The sequence below is a fragment of the Colwellia sp. MB02u-6 genome, assembly GCF_014077095.1.
GTDB lineage: Bacteria > Pseudomonadota > Gammaproteobacteria > Enterobacterales > Alteromonadaceae > Cognaticolwellia.
The window spans coordinates 189,821-209,661 of the sequence record NZ_JACGVG010000027.1; the positions used below are offsets into that span (position 1 = coordinate 189,821).

At 39.9% G+C, this 19,841-nt stretch carries 19 protein-coding genes; all 19 read left to right on the forward strand.

Going from position 1 to position 19,841, the window contains the following annotated elements:
• The first annotated feature begins 16 nt into the window (after window positions 1-16).
• Window positions 17-811, forward strand: coding sequence for a flagellar assembly protein FliH (gene fliH / locus H4J46_RS03240; protein WP_259365664.1), 795 nt, complete (start codon window positions 17-19; stop codon window positions 809-811).
• Window positions 812-956: 145 nt separating this feature from the next.
• On the forward strand, window positions 957-2,312 hold the full coding sequence (fliI, locus tag H4J46_RS03245) for a flagellar protein export ATPase FliI (protein WP_182232119.1): 1,356 nt from the start codon (window positions 957-959) through the stop codon (window positions 2,310-2,312).
• A gap of 28 nt (window positions 2,313-2,340) precedes the next feature.
• The gene (gene fliJ / locus H4J46_RS03250) at window positions 2,341-2,775 is read left to right on the forward strand and encodes a flagellar export protein FliJ (protein WP_182232120.1); all 435 of its coding nucleotides are present in this window, start codon (window positions 2,341-2,343) and stop codon (window positions 2,773-2,775) included.
• 250 nt (window positions 2,776-3,025) lie between these two features.
• The gene (locus tag H4J46_RS03255) at window positions 3,026-4,501 is read left to right on the forward strand and encodes a flagellar hook-length control protein FliK (RefSeq protein ID WP_182232121.1); all 1,476 of its coding nucleotides are present in this window, start codon (window positions 3,026-3,028) and stop codon (window positions 4,499-4,501) included.
• A gap of 100 nt (window positions 4,502-4,601) precedes the next feature.
• The gene (gene fliL / locus H4J46_RS03260; protein WP_182232122.1) at window positions 4,602-5,129 is read left to right on the forward strand and encodes a flagellar basal body-associated protein FliL; all 528 of its coding nucleotides are present in this window, start codon (window positions 4,602-4,604) and stop codon (window positions 5,127-5,129) included.
• A gap of 124 nt (window positions 5,130-5,253) precedes the next feature.
• Complete coding sequence (gene fliM, locus H4J46_RS03265) at window positions 5,254-6,315, forward strand: flagellar motor switch protein FliM (RefSeq protein WP_182232123.1); 1,062 nt, start codon at window positions 5,254-5,256, stop codon at window positions 6,313-6,315.
• 137 nt (window positions 6,316-6,452) lie between these two features.
• Entirely contained in the window at window positions 6,453-6,845 is a 393-nt protein-coding gene (gene fliN / locus H4J46_RS03270) for a flagellar motor switch protein FliN (RefSeq protein WP_182232124.1), read from the forward strand.
• 6 nt (window positions 6,846-6,851) lie between these two features.
• Window positions 6,852-7,316, forward strand: a complete 465-nt coding sequence (gene fliO / locus H4J46_RS03275; protein WP_182232125.1) for a flagellar biosynthetic protein FliO — start codon at window positions 6,852-6,854, stop codon at window positions 7,314-7,316.
• The gene (gene fliP / locus H4J46_RS03280) at window positions 7,300-8,097 is read left to right on the forward strand and encodes a flagellar type III secretion system pore protein FliP (RefSeq protein WP_182232126.1); all 798 of its coding nucleotides are present in this window, start codon (window positions 7,300-7,302) and stop codon (window positions 8,095-8,097) included. Before fliO ends, fliP begins: the two co-directional genes overlap by 17 nt.
• Window positions 8,097-8,366 (forward strand): flagellar biosynthesis protein FliQ, encoded by a 270-nt coding sequence (gene fliQ / locus H4J46_RS03285; RefSeq protein ID WP_182232127.1) that lies wholly within the window; start codon window positions 8,097-8,099, stop codon window positions 8,364-8,366. Before fliP ends, fliQ begins: the two co-directional genes overlap by 1 nt.
• A 2-nt stretch (window positions 8,367-8,368) precedes the next feature.
• On the forward strand, window positions 8,369-9,154 hold the full coding sequence (fliR, locus tag H4J46_RS03290; RefSeq protein ID WP_182232128.1) for a flagellar biosynthetic protein FliR: 786 nt from the start codon (window positions 8,369-8,371) through the stop codon (window positions 9,152-9,154).
• Window positions 9,154-10,284 carry a flagellar biosynthesis protein FlhB gene (gene flhB / locus H4J46_RS03295; RefSeq protein ID WP_182232129.1) on the forward strand — a complete coding sequence of 377 codons (1,131 nt, stop codon included), beginning with the start codon at window positions 9,154-9,156 and terminating at the stop codon, window positions 10,282-10,284. Before fliR ends, flhB begins: the two co-directional genes overlap by 1 nt.
• A 352-nt stretch (window positions 10,285-10,636) precedes the next feature.
• Window positions 10,637-12,739, forward strand: coding sequence for a flagellar biosynthesis protein FlhA (gene flhA / locus H4J46_RS03300; RefSeq protein ID WP_182232130.1), 2,103 nt, complete (start codon window positions 10,637-10,639; stop codon window positions 12,737-12,739).
• A gap of 42 nt (window positions 12,740-12,781) precedes the next feature.
• A complete protein-coding gene (flhF, locus tag H4J46_RS03305; RefSeq protein ID WP_182232131.1) occupies window positions 12,782-14,356 on the forward strand; it encodes a flagellar biosynthesis protein FlhF in 1,575 nt (524 codons plus the stop codon).
• Window positions 14,357-14,708: 352 nt separating this feature from the next.
• Window positions 14,709-15,551 carry a MinD/ParA family protein gene (locus tag H4J46_RS03310; protein ID WP_182232132.1) on the forward strand — a complete coding sequence of 281 codons (843 nt, stop codon included), beginning with the start codon at window positions 14,709-14,711 and terminating at the stop codon, window positions 15,549-15,551.
• 288 nt (window positions 15,552-15,839) lie between these two features.
• Window positions 15,840-16,553 (forward strand): RNA polymerase sigma factor FliA, encoded by a 714-nt coding sequence (locus tag H4J46_RS03315; protein ID WP_182232133.1) that lies wholly within the window; start codon window positions 15,840-15,842, stop codon window positions 16,551-16,553.
• 52 nt (window positions 16,554-16,605) lie between these two features.
• The gene (gene cheY / locus H4J46_RS03320) at window positions 16,606-16,989 is read left to right on the forward strand and encodes a chemotaxis response regulator CheY (protein ID WP_182232134.1); all 384 of its coding nucleotides are present in this window, start codon (window positions 16,606-16,608) and stop codon (window positions 16,987-16,989) included.
• 28 nt (window positions 16,990-17,017) lie between these two features.
• Window positions 17,018-17,761, forward strand: coding sequence for a protein phosphatase CheZ (locus H4J46_RS03325; protein ID WP_182232135.1), 744 nt, complete (start codon window positions 17,018-17,020; stop codon window positions 17,759-17,761).
• Between the two features lie 13 nt (window positions 17,762-17,774).
• The gene (locus H4J46_RS03330) at window positions 17,775-19,841 is read left to right on the forward strand and encodes a chemotaxis protein CheA (RefSeq protein ID WP_182232136.1); all 2,067 of its coding nucleotides are present in this window, start codon (window positions 17,775-17,777) and stop codon (window positions 19,839-19,841) included.

A 19,841-nucleotide genomic window follows, 5' to 3' on the forward strand; every position in this document is an offset into this window, starting at 1 on the left:
CAGAGAGTGTAAAGTAATGGCAGCAGATTCTGAGCCAAGCACTGGGGCAATGACCGAAAAAAAAATTGAACAGGTTGATATCTGGTCAGCACCTAATGTGCAACCAGACGAAGATACAAAGGTTAATAAAACTAATGCCTTAGGCAAGTCAATGAATTGGCGTTATGAGCCACCAGAAGAGATAGAAGTTAATGAGCCAGTGCCGTTAACGGCACAAGATATAGAAGATATTCGCCAAGCCGCATTTGAAGAAGGCTTTAGTGAGGGGAAAGCAGACGGTTTTACCAAAGGTTTTGATGAAGGTAAAACTAGTGGTCATGAAGCGGGTCTAATTTCAGGTAGTGAAGAAGGTGTGGCACAAGGTTTAGCTGAAGGTAAAGAAACCAGCCAACAACAAATCGCGGCGATGCAAATCCTATTAGATCAATTACATCAGCCTTTGCTCAATGTTGAAAAAAATGTTGAAGCGCAACTATTACAGTTAGTCGTGCAACTAACCCAAGCGGTGACTAAGCATGAAGCGAAAACTAACCCAGACATTTTATTATCGGCTATCGCTGAAGGTATTAAAGCGCTACCGGCACAAGAGTCTCAAACCCAAATTTTATTGCATCCCACAGACATTAAATTGGTAGAAGAACAATTTGGTGCCGCACATATTCAAGCACAAGGTTGGCGTTTATTGGCTGCGCCACAATTAAGTCCTGGGAGTTGCCAAATTGAAAACAGTACCTCTAATATTGATCTGAGTGTTAAGTCACGCTTGAATGAGGTGTTGGACTCGTTTTTGCAAGAAGCTTTGCATCAATAAACTTTATATCCATAAACCTTATATTCATAAAGCGAACCTCAATAAAAATAAGTCATGAAGCTTACAAAAATAAACCCGACACACCTTAACTTTCTAGCGACAGATATTGTCCTGTTAAACTTTATCAATAAGCGTAAAAACTTCTATGGTTGATATAAATCGCATAACTGAACGTTTAAAAAATAGTGAAAAATTTATTCACCCACACAGTGTCTCTGTTGCTGGTCGTTTAGTGCGTGTGGTGGGCTTAACTTTAGAAGCGGTTGGTGTGAAAGCAGCAGTGGGTAGTCAATGTTTGGTGGAAACATCACAAGGTGAGCTGATTGCAGAAATTGTTGGTTTTGCCCAAGAGATAACGTTTTTAATGCCAGAACAAAGTTTGCAAGGGGTATTACCTGGCGCACGAGTCGTGCCTTTATCGACTAAAGCACGTTTACCCTTATCAATGGACTTGTTAGGCCGAGTTATTGACGGTGTTGGTAAACCGCTGGACGGTAAAGGGCCGATTAAAGCATCTGAGAGTTATCAATATGACAGTAAACCGATCAACCCCTTATCACGACGAGCTATTACAGAGCCCCTAGATGTTGGAGTGCGCTCGATTAACAGTTTTCTTACTGTTGGTGTTGGGCAACGAATGGGGTTGTTTGCTGGCTCAGGTGTCGGTAAAAGTGTGCTGTTAGGTATGATGACACGTGGCACAAACGCTGATGTTATTGTGGTGGGTTTAATTGGTGAGCGTGGACGAGAAGTTAAAGAGTTTATTGAAGAAATTTTGGGTGAAGAAGGTCGATCGCGTTCTGTGGTGGTGGCAGCACCTGCCGATAATTCAGCGTTAATGCGGCTTAAGGGCTGTGAAACTGCAGTGCAAATCAGCGAATACTTTCGTGACCAAGGTTTAAATGTTTTATTACTGGTAGATTCACTGACGCGTTATGCACAAGCGCAGCGCGAAATAGCACTAGCGGTAGGCGAACCACCGGCAACGAAAGGTTATCCGCCATCCGTTTTCTCTAAATTACCCCAACTCGTCGAGCGAGCCGGCAATGGCGGCGAGGGTCAAGGTTCAATCAGTGCATTTTTTACTGTGTTAACCGAAGGTGATGATTTACAAGACCCAATTGCTGATGCTGCCCGTGCCATTTTAGACGGCCATATTGTTTTATCTCGAAAATTAGCTGATGCTGGGCATTATCCAGCGGTTGATATTGAAGGCTCAATTAGTCGAGTTATGCCGATGGTAACTAGCCAAGAACATCAGCAACTTGCCAGGCAACTGCGGCAGATTTATGCCTTATATCAAGAAAATAAAGATTTGATTGCCATTGGCGCCTACAGCCGAGGGACGGATCCAAGAATAGATCAATCGATTGATTTGCAACCCGTAATTCAATTTTTTTTGCAGCAACAAACGCTTGAAATTATTCCTTATGATCAAAGTTTAACTCAGCTGCAGGAAGTATTAGCGGCAGCGCAAGCTCATGCCAATAAAAATCAGTAGACACAATAACGCATAGGTCACTAAACCGATGAAACAGTTGAACACCTTATATAAGTATGAACTTGATAAAGAACAAAAAGCCTCACAAGCATTGCAAGTGGCGGAGGTCGACTATGAACAAAATAAAGCGCGTTTAAAAAGTGTTAGCGATTATCGTTTAGAATATATGCGCCGGCTTAATCAGCGTTCAATAGCGGGTATTGATAGTGCAACATATAGCCATTTTCATGCTTTTATCGCGAAATTAGATAACGCCTCTCAACAGGTTAAAATTGCGCTTCATCAAGCTAAAGCATTAGTTGATACACGAAAAAAGCAATGGTTAGAGCAAAGACAAAAAATACAAGCGGTAGAATTACTACGTAATAAAAAGCTTGCCGCCCTACAATTAGTTGCTAATAAAAAAGAACAAAAAATGTTTGATGAAATGGCGACACAACAATTTGTTCGCCGCCGGCGCTAAACTCTGGGATGTTAATACTAGAGATCATAGATTAAGTACTTGAGTAAAACCCATGAGCATTAAGGTTTAAACTCAAAGCTTATTTTGGATGCTTATATACTCAGTTAATTTTAAGATTTATCGCCTAGATTTATGTTGTTATTGTATTGCCAGCTCTTTTGAAAGTTAGTTTTGGAATGAATTTTGCTTAATTAACTATAGAAATAATTTATTAAATTGCGCTTAAGTCTACATTTAAGAAAGGTCTGTTATGTCTCAACTCAATATATTGTCTACTGATGCTGGCCAAAACCCTGACATCTCTGGTGCTAAAGGTGGTTTGTCAATAAAAAGTCAAGCTAAAAGCAACGCATTTAATGATGCGATGGAGCAACACTATTCCAGAAAAAAAGCGGAAGAATCAGAATACAATACTGAGCCATATGGCAATTTTGTCTCTAAAGCGGCAGAACAACACCAACAGGCTTTAAAGAGTGAGCGTTTATCTAAAGCTAATGAGGCTGATGATGCCGAGGCTTTACCCGTGTCTTTACCGATAGACGATGCCGATACTCGCTCTGCGCCAAAATCTTATTTTGGTTTTCAAACTCAAACTGAACATCAAACTCAAGCCCAAAGTGGCTTAGCTACCGATCTTGAAAATGATGACGCGGTTGATTTATTAAAAATGTTAAGTGGTGCTGAGCAATTGTTGACAAAATCTACAGCAAATAATACTGCTGAAGGAACAGTGCAAGACGGCGTTACATCAGGCTCTCTGCAAACAACCACTGCTGGCACAACACCATTAAAGAGTGAGCAAGGGAGCATTGATGATGCCGAGCTAATGGCCAAGCAAGCAGGTATAAAGGTATTAACTGAAGAAGGCAATGCCGGCTTAGATAAAGCCCAAGATGTTGACCAAATAACTAACAATAGAGCATTGCAAAATAGTGCCCGCGATATCGAAGCAACACAAACTCACCTCGTTAATCAAAGTACAGCGACTGTGGTAACGACATCGGTTACGGATAAAAAACTTGATGTTAATCAGAAAACAGCGGTAAATGAAGACCTTGATAAATTAGCCAGTGCCGTGTTTGAGGCACAAAAAATCTCTAAAACTGAGAGCGAGAAGCTAACACCACAAGTTGACAAAGTGGCGTCAGTTTTTAATCAAGCATTAGTCGATCAAGCTAAGCCGATCACAAGTGCTGTCGAGTTAGCTGCTCAGCAAGAGCAAAGTTTTGAAAGTGGGATAAGTCAATTAACGACAAATACGCTCTCAACACAAAAATCATTTGCCACTGTGCAGACTGAAACTATTGCTATTTACCGGAAAGATTTTGCCGACGCTGTTAAAGATAAAGTGATGGTGATGATCAATCAAAAAATTCAACAAGTGGAAATCCAACTTGATCCACCAGAGATGGGTAATATTCATGTGCGAGTGAATTTACAAAATGAGCAAGCCGCGGTGCAATTTGTGGTGCAAAACCAGCAAGCAAGAGAGGCTTTAGAGCAAAATATGGGCAAGTTACGCGATATGTTAGCTGAAAACGGTGTTGATGTTGGCGAGGCAAATATCGAACAGCGCGAAGCAAAAGAGCAAAATGATAATGGTTTTGACAGCCAGTCTAACAAGGGTCAAAAGACCCAGTCTGCTGAAGACAATTTTAGTGAAAATGATAACGCCATGGTGAATGTGCTCAAAGCTTCGTCAACTGGTATCGATTACTATGCTTAATTCACTAATACACTGACAATACTTGATAAACCCTTTGGATTAGCCGCTATTCAACGATATAGTTTAACAATAGATATAAAATTCTTCACAGGTAGGAACCATGGCCGACGAAAAAGAACTTAAGCTGGATAACCCAGGTAAGAAAAAAAAGTTGATTATCATTATCGCCATTGTTGCCGTTTTGGCTATTGCTAGCGGCGTGGCTGCGTTTTTTATCTTTGGTGGTGATAATGACATTTCACAAGCTGAGATCGATGCCGCTTTAGACACAGGCGCTAAAAACGAAAAGGTAGAAGGCGCTGAACTTGGCTCAGCTTTGTATGTTCCTATGCCGAGACATTTTCGCTTTAATGCACCCGGAGCCGCTCGCGATCGCTTTGTTGAAATTCGTGTACAACTGTTGGTGCGAGGCATTGAAAATGAAGAAACTGCTAAAAAACATGTACCCTTAATTGAAAGTGCGTTGTTAGGTGTTTTCTCAACGTCGAATGCTGATGATCTAGCAACAAGTGCAGGAAAAATATCTTTAAAGCAAAAGTCTTTAGTGGCAGTTCAGAAAATAATGGCTGAAATCGAAGGGAGTGCAGTGGTTGAAAAAGTACTATTTACCGGCTTTGTCATGCAGTAAAACCTTTGAAGAAAAATAGCCGCTAATAGATTACTTGGTTGAACTTTTGATTAACTTTTGATTAAGTTGGCGGCTATGGTTTGTGAACAGTGTAACTAAACTAACAAGATAAAGAGACTATTGAGTGAGTGATTTATTATCTCAAGATGAAATCGATGCACTTTTACACGGTGTTGATGATGTTGAAGAAGATGAAAGTTTAGAGGACTCTGCCAAGTCAGGAGAGACGTCTGATTACGACTTTTCTTCGCAAGATCGCCTTGTGCGTGGCCGCATGCCAACGTTGGAGATGATCAACGAACGTTTTGCACGTCATATGCGTATTAGTTTATTTAATATGATGCGTCGCACAGCAGAAGTTTCTATTAACGGTATCCAAATGATCAAGTTTGGCGAATACGTACATACTTTATTTGTGCCAACCAGTTTAAATATGGTGCGCTTTCGGCCTTTAAAAGGCACCGCATTAATTACCATGGAAGCGCGACTGGTTTTTATATTAGTGGACAATTTTTTTGGTGGTGATGGTCGATATCATGCGAAAATTGAAGGTCGTGAATTTACCCCTACTGAACGCCGTATCGTGCAAATGTTGTTAAAAATTATCTTTGAAGATTACAAAGTAGCATGGTCACCTGTGATGGATGTTTCATTTGAATATCTTGATTCAGAAGTTAATCCGTCGATGGCAAACATTGTTAGCCCAACTGAAGTGGTGGTGATTAGTTCTTTTCATATTGAACTTGATGGTGGTGGTGGCGATTTTCATGTGGTTTTACCCTATGCCATGTTAGAGCCTATTCGTGAATTACTTGATGCCGGTTTACAATCTGACAAAGAAGATACTGATATGCGTTGGTCGAAAGCCCTACGTGATGAAATTATGGACGTGTCGGTCGAGATATCAACTAAATTCATCGAAGTGACCTTGCCATTACAACAAATTATGGACCTGAAAACCGGTGATATTATTCCCATTGTGATGCCTGAGCATATTACTGTGTTAGTAGAAAAATTACCGTCATTTAGGGCTCAACTTGGTCAAAGTCGTAATAATTTAGCACTGAAAATAGAATCAAAAATTAAGCGTCCGGAATCAGTTAAATCAGAGCTAACTATCTTGACGAAAGGTGGTAAGCGTTTAGACAGTGATGCAGAGCTGCATTTATTAGACGATTATTTATAACAAGCATGGGTAAATCATATGAATAAAACAGGATTGATTAACTTTAGTGTAAGCATTTTATAACGGCATAATAAAAAATAACAAACGAGTAGTGTGAGTATTTTGACGCTACTTGATGAAAATTGAGGCAAAATAGTATGAGTACAGACAACAAAGATGAATTAGGTATGTGGGATGAAGCTATGGATGAGCAAGCTAGTGCAGAGTCGGCTAAAGCGGTTGAATTGGAAGAGTTAAAAGAAGATAGTGATAATATCTCAGGTGTAGAAAAGCGTAAGCTCGATGCGATTTTAGACATACCTGTTACTATTTCTATGGAAGTAGGGCGTAGTCATATTAGTATTCGAAATTTACTACAGCTGAACCAAGGCTCGGTTGTTGAACTTGACCGCGTTGCAGGTGAATCATTAGATGTTATGGTTAATGGGACCTTAATCGCTCATGGTGAAGTGGTTGTGGTTAACGATAAATTTGGTATTCGCTTGACTGATGTTATTAGCCAAGTTGAACGTATTAAAAAGTTAAAATAATCACTAATGAAAAAAACTCTGTCAGGGCTTTTTAGCTGGTTAGTCTTTGCAGCCTTTGCCGATGCGCAAGAGGTTGTTAGCGATGTTGCTTTAACTGAGGATGTTCCGGTTGAAGTGGGTAAGCATATTGCCGCTAATATGAATTCTATGAGCATGATTATGTCATTACTGATGGTGCTTGCGGTGATTGTTATTAGTGCCATGATATTAAAACGTTTTCAAGGTGTACGTCAAACTCACCATGGCTTAAAAATAGTCACCAGTTTACACCTTGGGGCAAAAGAGAAGTTAGTGGTGGTGCAAGCTGGAGATAAACAATTGTTGCTTGGGGTTACCACACAGCAAGTTACTTTGTTAGAAACCCTTGATGAACCCTTGGTGAATGCTAAAGAAAACAGTGTTGATTTTGCTCAGTCGTTAGCAAAACTATTCAAACAGAAAGCTATAAAAACCTATGATAAACAAAAATAAAAAATCATTATTATCGTTAAACAAAATCGTCACTTTACTGTTAACGATTTTGTCGTTTTTACTCATTAGCAATACTAGTTTTGCCGCTGATGGCCTTTCATTATCAGCGTTAACCTTGACCACTAATCCGGATGGTTCGCAAGAATACTCAGTTACCTTACAAATATTAATTTTTATGACCGCGCTAGGTTTCATACCTGCAGCGGTGATCATGATGACGTCGTTTACCCGTATTGTGGTGGTAATGGCGATTTTACGGCAAGCTTTTGGTTTACAACAAACCCCGTCTAATCAGGTGATTATTGGCATTACTTTGTTTATGACCTTATTTATTATGACGCCAGTCTATAACGAAATTAATGACCGTGCGATTCAACCTTATTTACAAGATCAATTAACCTCGGTTGAAGCGATTAATAAAGCTAAAGTGCCATTACGGGCGTTTATGTTAGAGCAAACTCGCATTAAAGATCTGGACACCTTGGCCCAAATGGCGGGCATAACACAAGTTGATAAACCGACAGATTTACCCATGACAGTGATCATTCCAGCCTTTGTTATTAGTGAGTTAAAAACCGCCTTTCAAATTGGCTTTATGTTATTTATTCCATTTTTAATCATAGATTTAGTGGTGGCCAGTATCTTAATGGCGATGGGGATGATGATGCTATCGCCGATGATCGTATCTTTGCCGTTTAAGTTAATGCTATTTGTGCTGATTGATGGTTGGAATTTAGTGATAGGCACACTGGCAACCAGTTATGGCATGGGAGCCACGTAATGGGTCCTGAGGTATTTGTTGATATTTTACGAGATGCGCTGTTTCTAGTGATTATACTGGTGAGTGCCGTTATTGTGCCAAGCCTGATTATTGGTTTGGTTGTAGCAGTATTCCAAGCGGCTACCTCGATAAATGAACAAACCTTGAGTTTTTTACCGCGTTTAATTGTGACTTTGCTCTCTTTAATTATAGGTGGACATTGGTTGGTACAAAAACTAATGGATTATACCATTCGACTGATCGGTAGTATCCCTAGTGTAGTAAGTTAATCATGGAGTTCACTGAGTCAATTATTAATCAAAGCATGGCTGATTTCTTGCTGCCGTTTACGCGTATTTCAGCCATGGTGATGTCAATGATAGGCTTAGGAGCAAAAGCGATTCCTGGACGGGTGAAATTGTTTTTTTGCTTGGCAGTTACGGTCGCGGTTATGCCAGCATTGCCGCCTACTCGTGTTGATAATATGTTTTCATTGGCGACAACACTGCTCATTGGTGAGCAAATGATTATCGGTATCATGCTTGGCTTTGTCACCGTAATGGTGGTCAATACTTTTACTTTAGCGGGCCAAATTATCGCGATGCAAACTGGCTTAGGTTTCGCCTCGCTTGTTGACCCCGCTAGTGGCACAAGCGTGCCGGCTGTAGGTCAGTTCTTTTTAATTTTATCATCATTATTGTTTTGGACAATGGATGGCCACTTAGCTTATTTACAGTTTGTTGTCGCCAGTTTTGACACCATTCCTATTCCGGCCCCAGAATTTTCCAGTATCAAATTTAAAGAAATCGCCCAATGGGGTGGGTGGATGTTTGCCACCGCATTGTCACTCGCCATTGCACCTTTAACGGCGATGTTATTAATTAACTTTTCATTTGGCATTATGACGCGAGCAGCACCGCAATTGAATATTTTCGCTATTGGTTTTCCTGTCACTATGTGTGCAGGGTTATTAATTATGTGGTTAACCATGGGTAATTTTTATAGTCATTTTGTGATGCAATGGCAACGGGCTTTAGATTTTAGCTGTTATCTTATCGATTGTGGAGCTGCGCCCTAATGGCTGAATCTGATAGCGGTGAAAAAACCGAAGAGCCCACGGCGAAAAAACTTTCTGATGCGAGAAAAAAAGGCCAAATAGCGCGTTCAAAAGATTTAGGCACTATGTTTGTTTTAGTCGGTAGTGCTGCAGCATTGATGCTGATGGGCAACTCTTTGGTCGAGGGCCTAGCAAAGATGATGACTCGTCTGCTTAGTTTAAGTCGAAAAGAAACCATGGATGTGCATGCTTTATATCAAGTGATCAGTGATAGTATCAGTGCGATAACGGTGCCTTTTCTTTGGATACATATTATTATTGTTATTGCAGCTTTAATTGGCAACATGCTGCTGGGCGGTATCAGTTTTTCTTGGGAAGCCATGGCACCAAAAGCCAGTAAACTTTCGCCGATGGCTGGGTTTAAACGCATGTTTGGTGTGCAATCCTATGTTGAACTTATTAAGTCAATTCTTAAGTTTTTTGTGGTTTTTATTTCAGCGTATTTATTACTGAGTAGTTTGTTTGGCCAAATATTGAGTTTAAGTACGGAGAATATTCCGGATAATTTTGCTCATGCGGTATCATTACTGATGTGGATGTTTTTAGCTTTAGCGTTTTCAATTGGCATTATTGTGGTTATTGATGCGCCATATCAAGTGTGGAATCATAATCGGCAATTAAAAATGAGTATGCAAGAAATTAAAGATGAAATGAAAAGCTCTGAAGGTAGCCCAGAAACAAAAGGTCGGATTAGAAGGGCGCAATATGAAATGTCACAACGGCGGATGATGCAAGACGTACCCCAGTCTGATGTGGTGATCACTAACCCAACCCATTATTCAATAGCGCTTAAATATGACACCGAAGCAGGTGGCGCACCGGTATTAGTTGCTAAAGGTATAGATGAAATGGCCTTACATATTCGTACCATTGCCAAAGAACATAATATTGAGGTTGTGGCATCTCCGGCTTTGGCCCGATCTTTATATTATACCGCAGAGCCCAATGAAGAAATTCCAGAACAATTATTTGCGGCAGTTGCACAAATACTGGCATTTATTTTTCAGTTGAGTGCTCATAAAAAAGGTCAGGCGCGCCGACCCAAACCTGTGGCCAAAAACTTACCCATCCCAGATGAATTTCGCTATTAACCTTGACTTAAACAAGCTTAGGTAAAAGGGTGCGGGATTAGCTTTCAGCTGTCAGTAAAAAATATTGGACAGTTTTAAGTCACAATCATCTAAATCCACATCAGCAGCCATAGGTACTATCTAGTTTTGACTTTAGTCCATCAAGTTAAATAAAATTCAACCGTTTTTGGCATAAAAGCCAATCAATAATAAAAAGTTTTCGTTTATGCATTACTATTTTTTATATGAACAAGGGCTGGTAAATGATGATACTGAACAATGTAAAATAAAAATGATTAAATTACAGAAATAATAACATTGGTCTGATTATTGCTAACTTATAAGACACGTCAAAAAATTATCCTAAGCACTCATGCAGTTAGCCGCAACTTTTAATAAGTTAAAGAAACAAAAACTTAACCTACTTTCGGGTTTAGGTACGCCATTCCTCGTGATGGCGGCGCTCGGTATGGTGATTTTGCCTATGCCGGCATTTTTGTTAGATATTCTTTTCTCCTTCAATATAGCCTTGTCTCTGGTGGTTTTATTGATCACGGTTTATACCTTAAAACCGCTTGAGTTTGGTTCATTTCCAGCGGTATTGCTCATTGCGACTATTTTACGTTTAGCGCTTAATGTTGCTAGTACCCGAGTCGTATTACTTGAGGGGCATGAAGGCCCGGATGCGGCAGGGAAAGTTATTGAAGCCTTTGGTTCGGTTGTTATTGGTGGCAATTACGCGGTTGGTTTAGTCGTTTTTGCTATTTTGATTATTATCAATTTTGTTGTTGTTACCAAAGGTGCAGGGCGTATTGCTGAGGTAACTGCGCGCTTTACTTTAGACGCTATGCCAGGTAAACAAATGGCGATTGACGCTGATTTAAATGCCGGTTTTATAACCGCAGATGAAGCTAGAGAACGCCGAGTCGAAGTCACCAGTGAAGCGGACTTTTATGGTTCAATGGATGGTGCGAGTAAATTTGTTAAAGGTGATGCCATTGCGGGGATTTTAATTCTCTTTATCAATATTGTTGGCGGTTTAATTATTGGTATGGTGCAGCATGATCTTTCGTTTGACAGTGCGGTGGAGATTTATACGCTGCTGACTATCGGAGACGGTTTAGTTGCACAAATTCCAGGGCTACTGCTATCAGTAGGCACGGCAATCGTCGTTACTCGCCAAAATACCTCTCAAGATATGGGTGAGCAAGTTAGTAGTCAACTTGGCCAAGAAAAATCACTTTATATTGCCGCAGGTGTGATGTTTGTTATGGGCATTGTACCTGGAATGCCCCACTTTGCCTTTTTAACCTTTGCGATATTAATCGCGGGGGTGGCATTTTTTAATAGTAAATATAAAGCAGCGGCGGCGGCACAATTAATTGAACAAGGTCAGGCGGCAGAAGTTGAAAATCAGCAACAAGAAGCTGAAGTTAAAGACCTAGGTTGGGATGATGTCAACCATGTTGATATTATTGGCCTCGAAATAGGCTATCGCTTAATTCCTTTGGTGGATAAAGCTCAAGGTGGAGAGTTACTTAATCGTATTAAAGGCGTGAGAAAAAAGCTTTCACAAGAATTTGGTTTTTTGGTACCAGCAGTGCATATTCGCGATAATTTAGACTTAGATCCTAACAGTTACCGGATATCACTTATGGGAGTCACAGTAGGTGAAGCCGAAATTCGTCACGATCAAGAACTGGCTATTAATCCAGGTCAAGTATTTGGCAAGCTTGATGGTGTTGCAACCAAAGACCCTGCTTTTGGCTTAGATGCTGTGTGGATAAAAAAAGAACAAAGAGAACACGCACAATCATTAGGCTATACGGTGGTCGATTCAGCCACGGTATTAGCAACACATTTAAGTCAAATTTTAACTAATAATACGGCACAGCTATTAGGGCATGAGGAAGTTCAAAACTTACTTGATATGTTAGCTAAGAGTTATCCTAAATTGATTGAAGGCCTTATCCCTGATGTCTTGTCATTAAGTACTATCGTAAAAGTATTACAAAACTTAATGAATGAAGGGGTGCCTGTACGTGATATGCGTAGCATTATTCAAACCTTAGTTGAGTATGGACCTAAGACTCAAGACCCTGAAGTGTTAACGGCGGCGGTTCGGATAACCTTACGAAAATTCATCGTGCAAGAGTTAGTTGGACCTGTGGTGGAGATACCTGTCATAACTTTGTCGCCAGAGTTGGAACAAATGTTGCATCAGTCTATGCAAATGGCTGGAGATGATGGCGCAGGTATCGAACCAGGTTTAGCAGAAAGACTACAGAAATCTTTGACTGATGGTGCACAACAGCAAGAAATGGCTGGCGACACACCAATTTTATTAACGTCAGGTATTTTACGTGCAGTTTTAGCTAAATTTGTTAAATATACCATCCCGGGATTACGGGTGATTTCTTATCAAGAAATTCCAGATGATAAGCAAATCAAAATTGTTAGCGCTATCGGCCAGTAAAAATACTTCAAAGTAAGTTGTACTGAATTATAAGGGTTGGCGATGAAAATTAGACGTTATGTAGCTAAAGATATGAGAAGCGCACTCGCACAAATCAAAGAAGATTTGGGTGTTGATGCTGTGATTATGTCTAATAAAAAAATTGCTGAAGGTGTCGAATTAATGGCAGCGGTTGACTATAACCAAAGTGTTGAGCCTGCCCAATCATCAGTATCCGAACACAGCAAAGCTAATACGGTTGCCAATACTGAGCCGACTCATCGAGTTGACCGATTCGACAGTGTTGAAGATACGGTAGCCATTAGTAGCGCACATCAGTCAGTAGAAGCGTCAACAACTTTGCCAGCCGATAGCCTAGCCGCATTACTAAGCCGACAAGTACAACAAAATGGCTATGACAAAGCGCCAGCAACACAGGCATTTAATAGTCAAATAGCCAGCCCAACTCATGAGGTTAATCATCAAGCGGACAATAAACCTGGTGCTGCACCACAAGATATTGAACAACAGTTTAAAAATTTCACTACTCGTTTAGAGCAAACTACTGACTTAGACTCACCTGCTCACGCGGGCAACCAACGAGTAGATGCTACTCAGTATGGGTCAAATAGTGCAAACGTTAATAGCTCGCTTGACTCATCAATACCTGCACCTGAGCAAATGGCTTCGCACGGCGAACGTCAAATAAGTGGCAGTGAATTTGATAATATGCAAAAAGAAATGTCATCTATTCGTCAGTTGTTAGAACATCAAATGTCAGGGCTAATGTGGCAAGATATGGCACAAAAAGATCCGATGCGCGCTGTGTTAGTTAATAAATTAATGGCGATGGGTCTTAATGAACAAGTGGCTGATCAAATTGCGGGTTACATTCCAGCAAATAGCCTTGAAAAAGATGCAGTTGAGCAAGCAAAACACATTATAGCGCAACAATTAAACACGACTAATAATGATATTATTCAACGTGGTGGCGTGGTTTCTCTTGTTGGTCCAACAGGCGTGGGTAAAACCACCACTATTGCGAAGTTAGCGGCCCGCTTTACTCAGATTCATGGCGCCGACCAAGTGGTATTAATTTCTACCGATAGTTATCGTATTGCTGGTTTTGAGCAGCTTGCAACTTACGGTCGTATTATTGGTTGTCAGGTTAAGTTGGCCAAAGATGGTAATGAGCTAGATAGCTTGTTACAACAGTTCTCACAAAAAAAATTAATATTGATCGATACTGCCGGTATGGGGCAAAGAGATATGCGTCTAACTGAGCATTTGACTACCTTAATCTCAAATGCTCGTGTTAGAATTCGTAATTACTTAGTATTAGCAGCCAATACGCAGCAGCGTGTTATGCAAGAAAATGTTGAGCGCTTTAAACATATTCCTTTAGCGGGCTGCATTTATACTAAATTAGATGAAAGCCTAAGTGTGGGTGAAATTATAACCACGTCATTACAAAACGGTTTAGCTATTGCTTATCTTACTGATGGACAAAGAGTTCCGGAAGATATTAAGGTTGCAAATGCTGAAAAATTGGTTACGCTAGCTGAAAGAATGGCTGCTAAGTATCAAAACTCAGGGACTGTTTCTTGGCGTAATCCGGTATCAGCTGTCGCAGGATAGTTAGGCCGAGCATTGATGGCAATTAAATTTAGCAAGCAGTCATAAGTAAGTAGTTATCAGTTAGTATAAATATTCAAGAGCATATGTTTATGGTGTTAGACCAAACGTAAATATCTACTCCGTGCAGTTTGGTGCTTAATTGATTATTACATGGCCTTTTTTAGCCATGCATGGTTTTACAGCAATAAGTAAATCTTTGTACGTCGAGGTAAACCGTAGAACCATGCAGAAGCATATTGTCGAGCAATAGCTAGCGTAGGTGATTAAAAATAACGTAGGTATTGGATGTAGAGGTCAGCTTAGAATGACCGATTATTTATTGCAATTGGTATTACATAGAGAAGTTATATAGATGATAGATCAAGCGAGCGGCTTAAGAAAAATGCAAAATCCCCAATACATAAAAGTCATAGCCGTTTCTGGCGGTAAAGGGGGTGTTGGTAAAACTAATGTCTCATTAAATACTGCAATTTCTTTAGCTAAATTAGGTAAGCGGGTTTTAGTGCTAGATGCCGACTTAGGCCTGGCGAATGTTGATGTTATGCTAGGTTTGCGCGTAAAACGTAACCTGTCGCATGTGCTATCGGGTGAATGTGAACTGGATGATATTATTATTCAAGGTCCTGCCGGCATTAATATTATTCCTGCGACATCAGGCACTCAATCTATGGTGGATTTAACCCCAGCTGAGCATGCCGGGCTTATTCGTGCTTTTAGTGATATGAAAACCAAATTTGACATTTTAATTGTTGATACCGCTGCAGGTATCTCCGATATGGTATTAAGTTTTTGCCGTGCATCACAAGATGTTTTATTAGTCGTGTGTGACGAACCCACCTCAATTACTGACTGTTATGCCTTAATGAAATTGTTAAGCCGAGATCACGGGCTATTCAAGTTTAAAGTGTTGGCAAATATGGTGCGCACCCCGAATGAAGGTAAAAATTTATTTGCGAAATTAGCGAAAGTCACTGACAGATTTTTGGATGTCACTTTAGAGCTTGTTGCCGTTATACCTTATGATGAAAATATTCGTAAATCTGTTAGAAAGCAACAAGCGATTGTTGAGGCATATCCTAACTCACCAGCATCAATTGGCCTTAAAGCACTTGCCAAAAATATTGTTAGCTGGCCAGTGCCACAACAAGCCTCTGGGCATTTAGAATTCTTTATTGAGCAATTACTAGAACACTAAAGCTGTTGAGTTTGAGTTATGTATGGACATAACGACGAAGCAGGGTTGCAATTGAACAATCCTTAGTATTTTTTTGAGTATTAGTTAAACAAGCGTTAGCTATATCAAGCGTGTAGGTTTTTTACCGCCGGTTAAAGATCTATAGTTAATTTTTAGCTAACATTGTTGGCCAGTGTAAACTAGCATATCTACCCAATATTCCTGCTGCCTTGTTGATTGAAACGTAATCTATAGCCGAGACTACAATGAAAATTCTACAGGCCCTATTTAACAAATAAGTGAGTTATCGTGTTAAAAGTACATACTTATAGTGTTGATAAATCGGCCTTGCTGGAGCGACACACAGTACTCGTGAAGCGCATTGCTTATCATTTGCTTGCCCGACTACCGGCCAGTGTTTTGGTTGATGACCTTATTCAATCAGGCATGATAGGCTTACTTGAGGCGGCAAATAAGTTTGATAATAGCAAAGGTGCTAGCTTTGAAACTTTCGCGGGTATTCGTATTCGTGGTGCCATGCTTGATGAAATTCGTCGGGGTGACTGGGTTCCCCGCTCAGTACATAAAAATAGTCGTATGATCAGCGAAGCCATCAAAATCTTAGAAGCGCAATATGGCCGTGACGTTACCGATGTTGAAGTTGCTGAACAACTTGAAATTTCAATTAATGAATACCATCAGATACTTAATGACGTGAGTTCAGGGAAAATTCTCGCTCTTGATGATTTAGGTGTTAGTGACGATGTGATTGAAATAGCCCATAGTAATCAGCAAGATGAACCTTACGCCAACATTGAACAGAGTTTCTTTAAAAAGTCATTAGCAGAGTGTATTTCTACTTTACCCGAGCGTGAAGCTTTAGTACTGTCCTTGTATTATGACGAAGAGCTAAACCTTAGAGAAATAGGCCAAGTACTTGATGTAAGTGAATCACGGGTAAGTCAAATACACAGTCAAGCGATGCATAGATTAAAAGCTCGTATGCAATCGTGGCAAAGTTAAGTAGAATATTAGAAATATTGTAAAATTTTAAATGCTATCACCGGAGGGTGTCTTGGAAAAAAATATGAAAGTGCTGGTTGTTGATGATTTTTCAACCATGAGACGTATAATTAAAAACTTGTTACGCGATTTAGGTTTCACTAATATATCAGAAGCAGATGATGGTAATACCGCGCTGCCAATGCTTAAAACTGGTGATTTTGATTTTGTTGTTACCGATTGGAATATGCCAGTTATGCAAGGGATAGATTTACTGAAAGCTATTAGAGCGGATGAAAAATTATCTCATATTCCAGTATTAATGGTGACTGCAGAAGCGAAGAAAGATCAAATTGTTATGGCAGCTCAAGCGGGAGTTAATGGTTATATCGTTAAACCTTTTACGGCTGCAACGTTAAGCGCAAAGCTTGATAAAATTTTTCAGCGTATTGGTTAGTCACCAACTTTTTACATAAGGCTGTTATATGAGTAAATATACTAGTATCCATGTTTCTTTAGAGCAGGCTAAATTGTTGGTTAAATACCTTGAGGCAGATCAGCAAAATAAAGCAGATGAGTTAATTGCAGAAATTCAAAACCCAATTCAAACTGCATTATTTGAAGAAATAGGTAAGTTAACTCGCGAATTGCATAATTCATTAAATAACTTTCATTTTGATTCACGTTTGAATGATTTAGCGACTGCTGACATTCCAGACGCTAAAGAAAGATTGAATTTTGTTATTGATCGTACCGAAGAAGCGGCTAATAAAACCATGGATGTTGTTGAATCAATTTTTCCGGTGGTTAGTAATATTCAACAACAAATTAATAACGTTAATCCGCAGTGGCATAAATTAATGCACAATGAACTCGATGTTGCTGAGTTCAAAACATTATGTCGAGACATCGATGTGTTACTGACAACAACAGCAAAAGAAACCAGCAAAATTCATGGCTTAATGACTGATGTTTTGATGGCGCAAGATTTTCAAGATCTTACCGGCCAAATTATTCGCAAAGTTATTGATTTAGTTTGTGAGGTTGAAGACAGCTTAATAACTATGCTAACAGCCTTTGGTATCTCTTCCAAACAAGAGCAATCGAATCACCACTCAAAATTAGGTGAAAACTTAGTTGAAGGTCCAATCGTTAATCCTGGTAATCGTAAGGATGTTGTTTCAGATCAACACGACGTTGATGATTTATTATCAAGCTTAGGTTTTTAATAGGAGTTACTAAATGTCATTTGCACAAGATGATGAAATTCTTCAGGATTTTTTAATTGAAGCTGGGGAAATACTTGAGACCTTGTCAGAGCAATTAGTTGAGCTTGAAAATGATCCTGAAAATGCGGAATTGCTCAATGCTATTTTTAGAGGCTTTCATACAGTAAAAGGTGGTGCTGGCTTTTTGTCACTTGCCGAGTTAGTTGATGCGTGTCACGGAGCGGAAAATGTTTTTGACACCTTAAGAAATCAGCAAAGATCAGTTACCTCCTCGTTAATGGATGTTATTCTTAAAGCGCTAGATACCATTAATGAAATGTTTGTTAAAGTACAAAATAAAGCGCCATTAAGCCCGGCAGAACCAAGTCTGTTAGCCGAGTTACATCGACTATCTCAGCCGGAAGGACAAGCAGAGTCTGTGGCAGAAAATGCGCTTGCAACGACTGAGGAAAATATACCGGCAGCTGATAGTAATTCAAGTGACGACATATCAGAAGATGAATTTGAACGCCTATTAGATGAACTTCATGGTAGTAGTATAAAAAAAGCAAGTGCGCCTGTAGTTGAGCAGCCAACAACATTTAATAGTGATAGTAGTAATGATATTTCGGATGATGAATTCGAATCATTACTTGATGAACTGCATGGTCAAGGTACATTCTCTCCTGCGGTGACTGCAGCGCAAGTTAGTACCGAAAATTCAGCATCGGCTGATGAAATAGATGATAATGACTTTGAGTTGTTATTAGATGAACTGCACGGGAAAAATCAACGACCTAAAGCTCAAGCAGCAGCAAAACCTGTGACAAATAACATCGCAGCTAAACCGGCAATAAATCAACTATCAGCAAGCGCTGACAAAAAAACCGTACCGGTAAAGCACGCTCAAGGCGAAACAACGGTGAGGGTTGATACCAAACGACTCGATCAGATCATGAACATGGTTGGCGAGTTAGTTTTAGTGCGTAACCGTCTAGCGAGTCTAGGCATGACAAAAGAAGATGAAGAATTAACTAAGGCCTTGTCAAACCTAGATGCGGTCACTACTGACTTGCAAGGCGCGGTAATGAAAACGCGTATGCAACCCATTAAGAAAGTCTTTGGACGTTTTCCTCGTGTGGTACGAGATCTAGCCCGTAGTCTCAATAAAGAAATTAAACTTGTTCTTGAAGGCGAAGAAACCGATTTAGATAAAAATTTAGTTGAAGCCTTAGCCGATCCTTTAGTGCATCTTGTGCGCAACTCGGTTGATCATGGTATTGAAGCCCCTGATACTCGTGAAGCCGCTGGTAAGCCACGAGAAGGTATTGTGCTATTGTCAGCAACACAAGAAGGCGACCATATTCTGCTCACCATTCGTGATGATGGCGCAGGCATGAATGCTGAAAAACTAAAAGAAATAGCTATAAATCGTGGTGTTTTGGATGCCGACGCCGCAGCACGTATGTCTGATAAAGAAGCTTTTAGTTTAATTTTTGCCCCTGGATTTTCAACAAAAACCGAAATTTCAGAAGTATCAGGCCGTGGCGTAGGTATGGATGTGGTGAAAACAAAAATTACTCAGCTAAATGGCACAATCAGTATCGACTCAGAAATGGGTGTTGGCACCATACTTGAAATTAAAGTGCCATTAACCTTAGCCATATTACCAACCTTAATGGTGGTGATTGGCCAACAGACTTTTGCTTTACCCCTGGCTGTGGTTAATGAAATATTTCACCTTGATTTAACTAAAACTAATGTAGTTGATGGACAGTTAACGATCATTGTTCGTGAAAAATCTATCCCATTATTTTATCTTGACCAGTGGCTAGTACGTAATTATGTTGAAAAAACACGAGAGCTGGGCCATGTCGTTATTGTGCAGTTAGGCAACCAGAAAGTTGGCTTTGTTGTTGATAGTTTAATTGGCCAAGAAGAAGTGGTTATTAAACCACTAGACAGATTATTAAATGGTACGCCAGGTATGGCTGGAGCAACAATAACCAGCGACGGGGGTATTGCCTTAATTATTGATGTACCTAACATGCTTAAATTTTACGCAAAAAAAACGCTGGTAAATAAGAAATTACGTTCATAA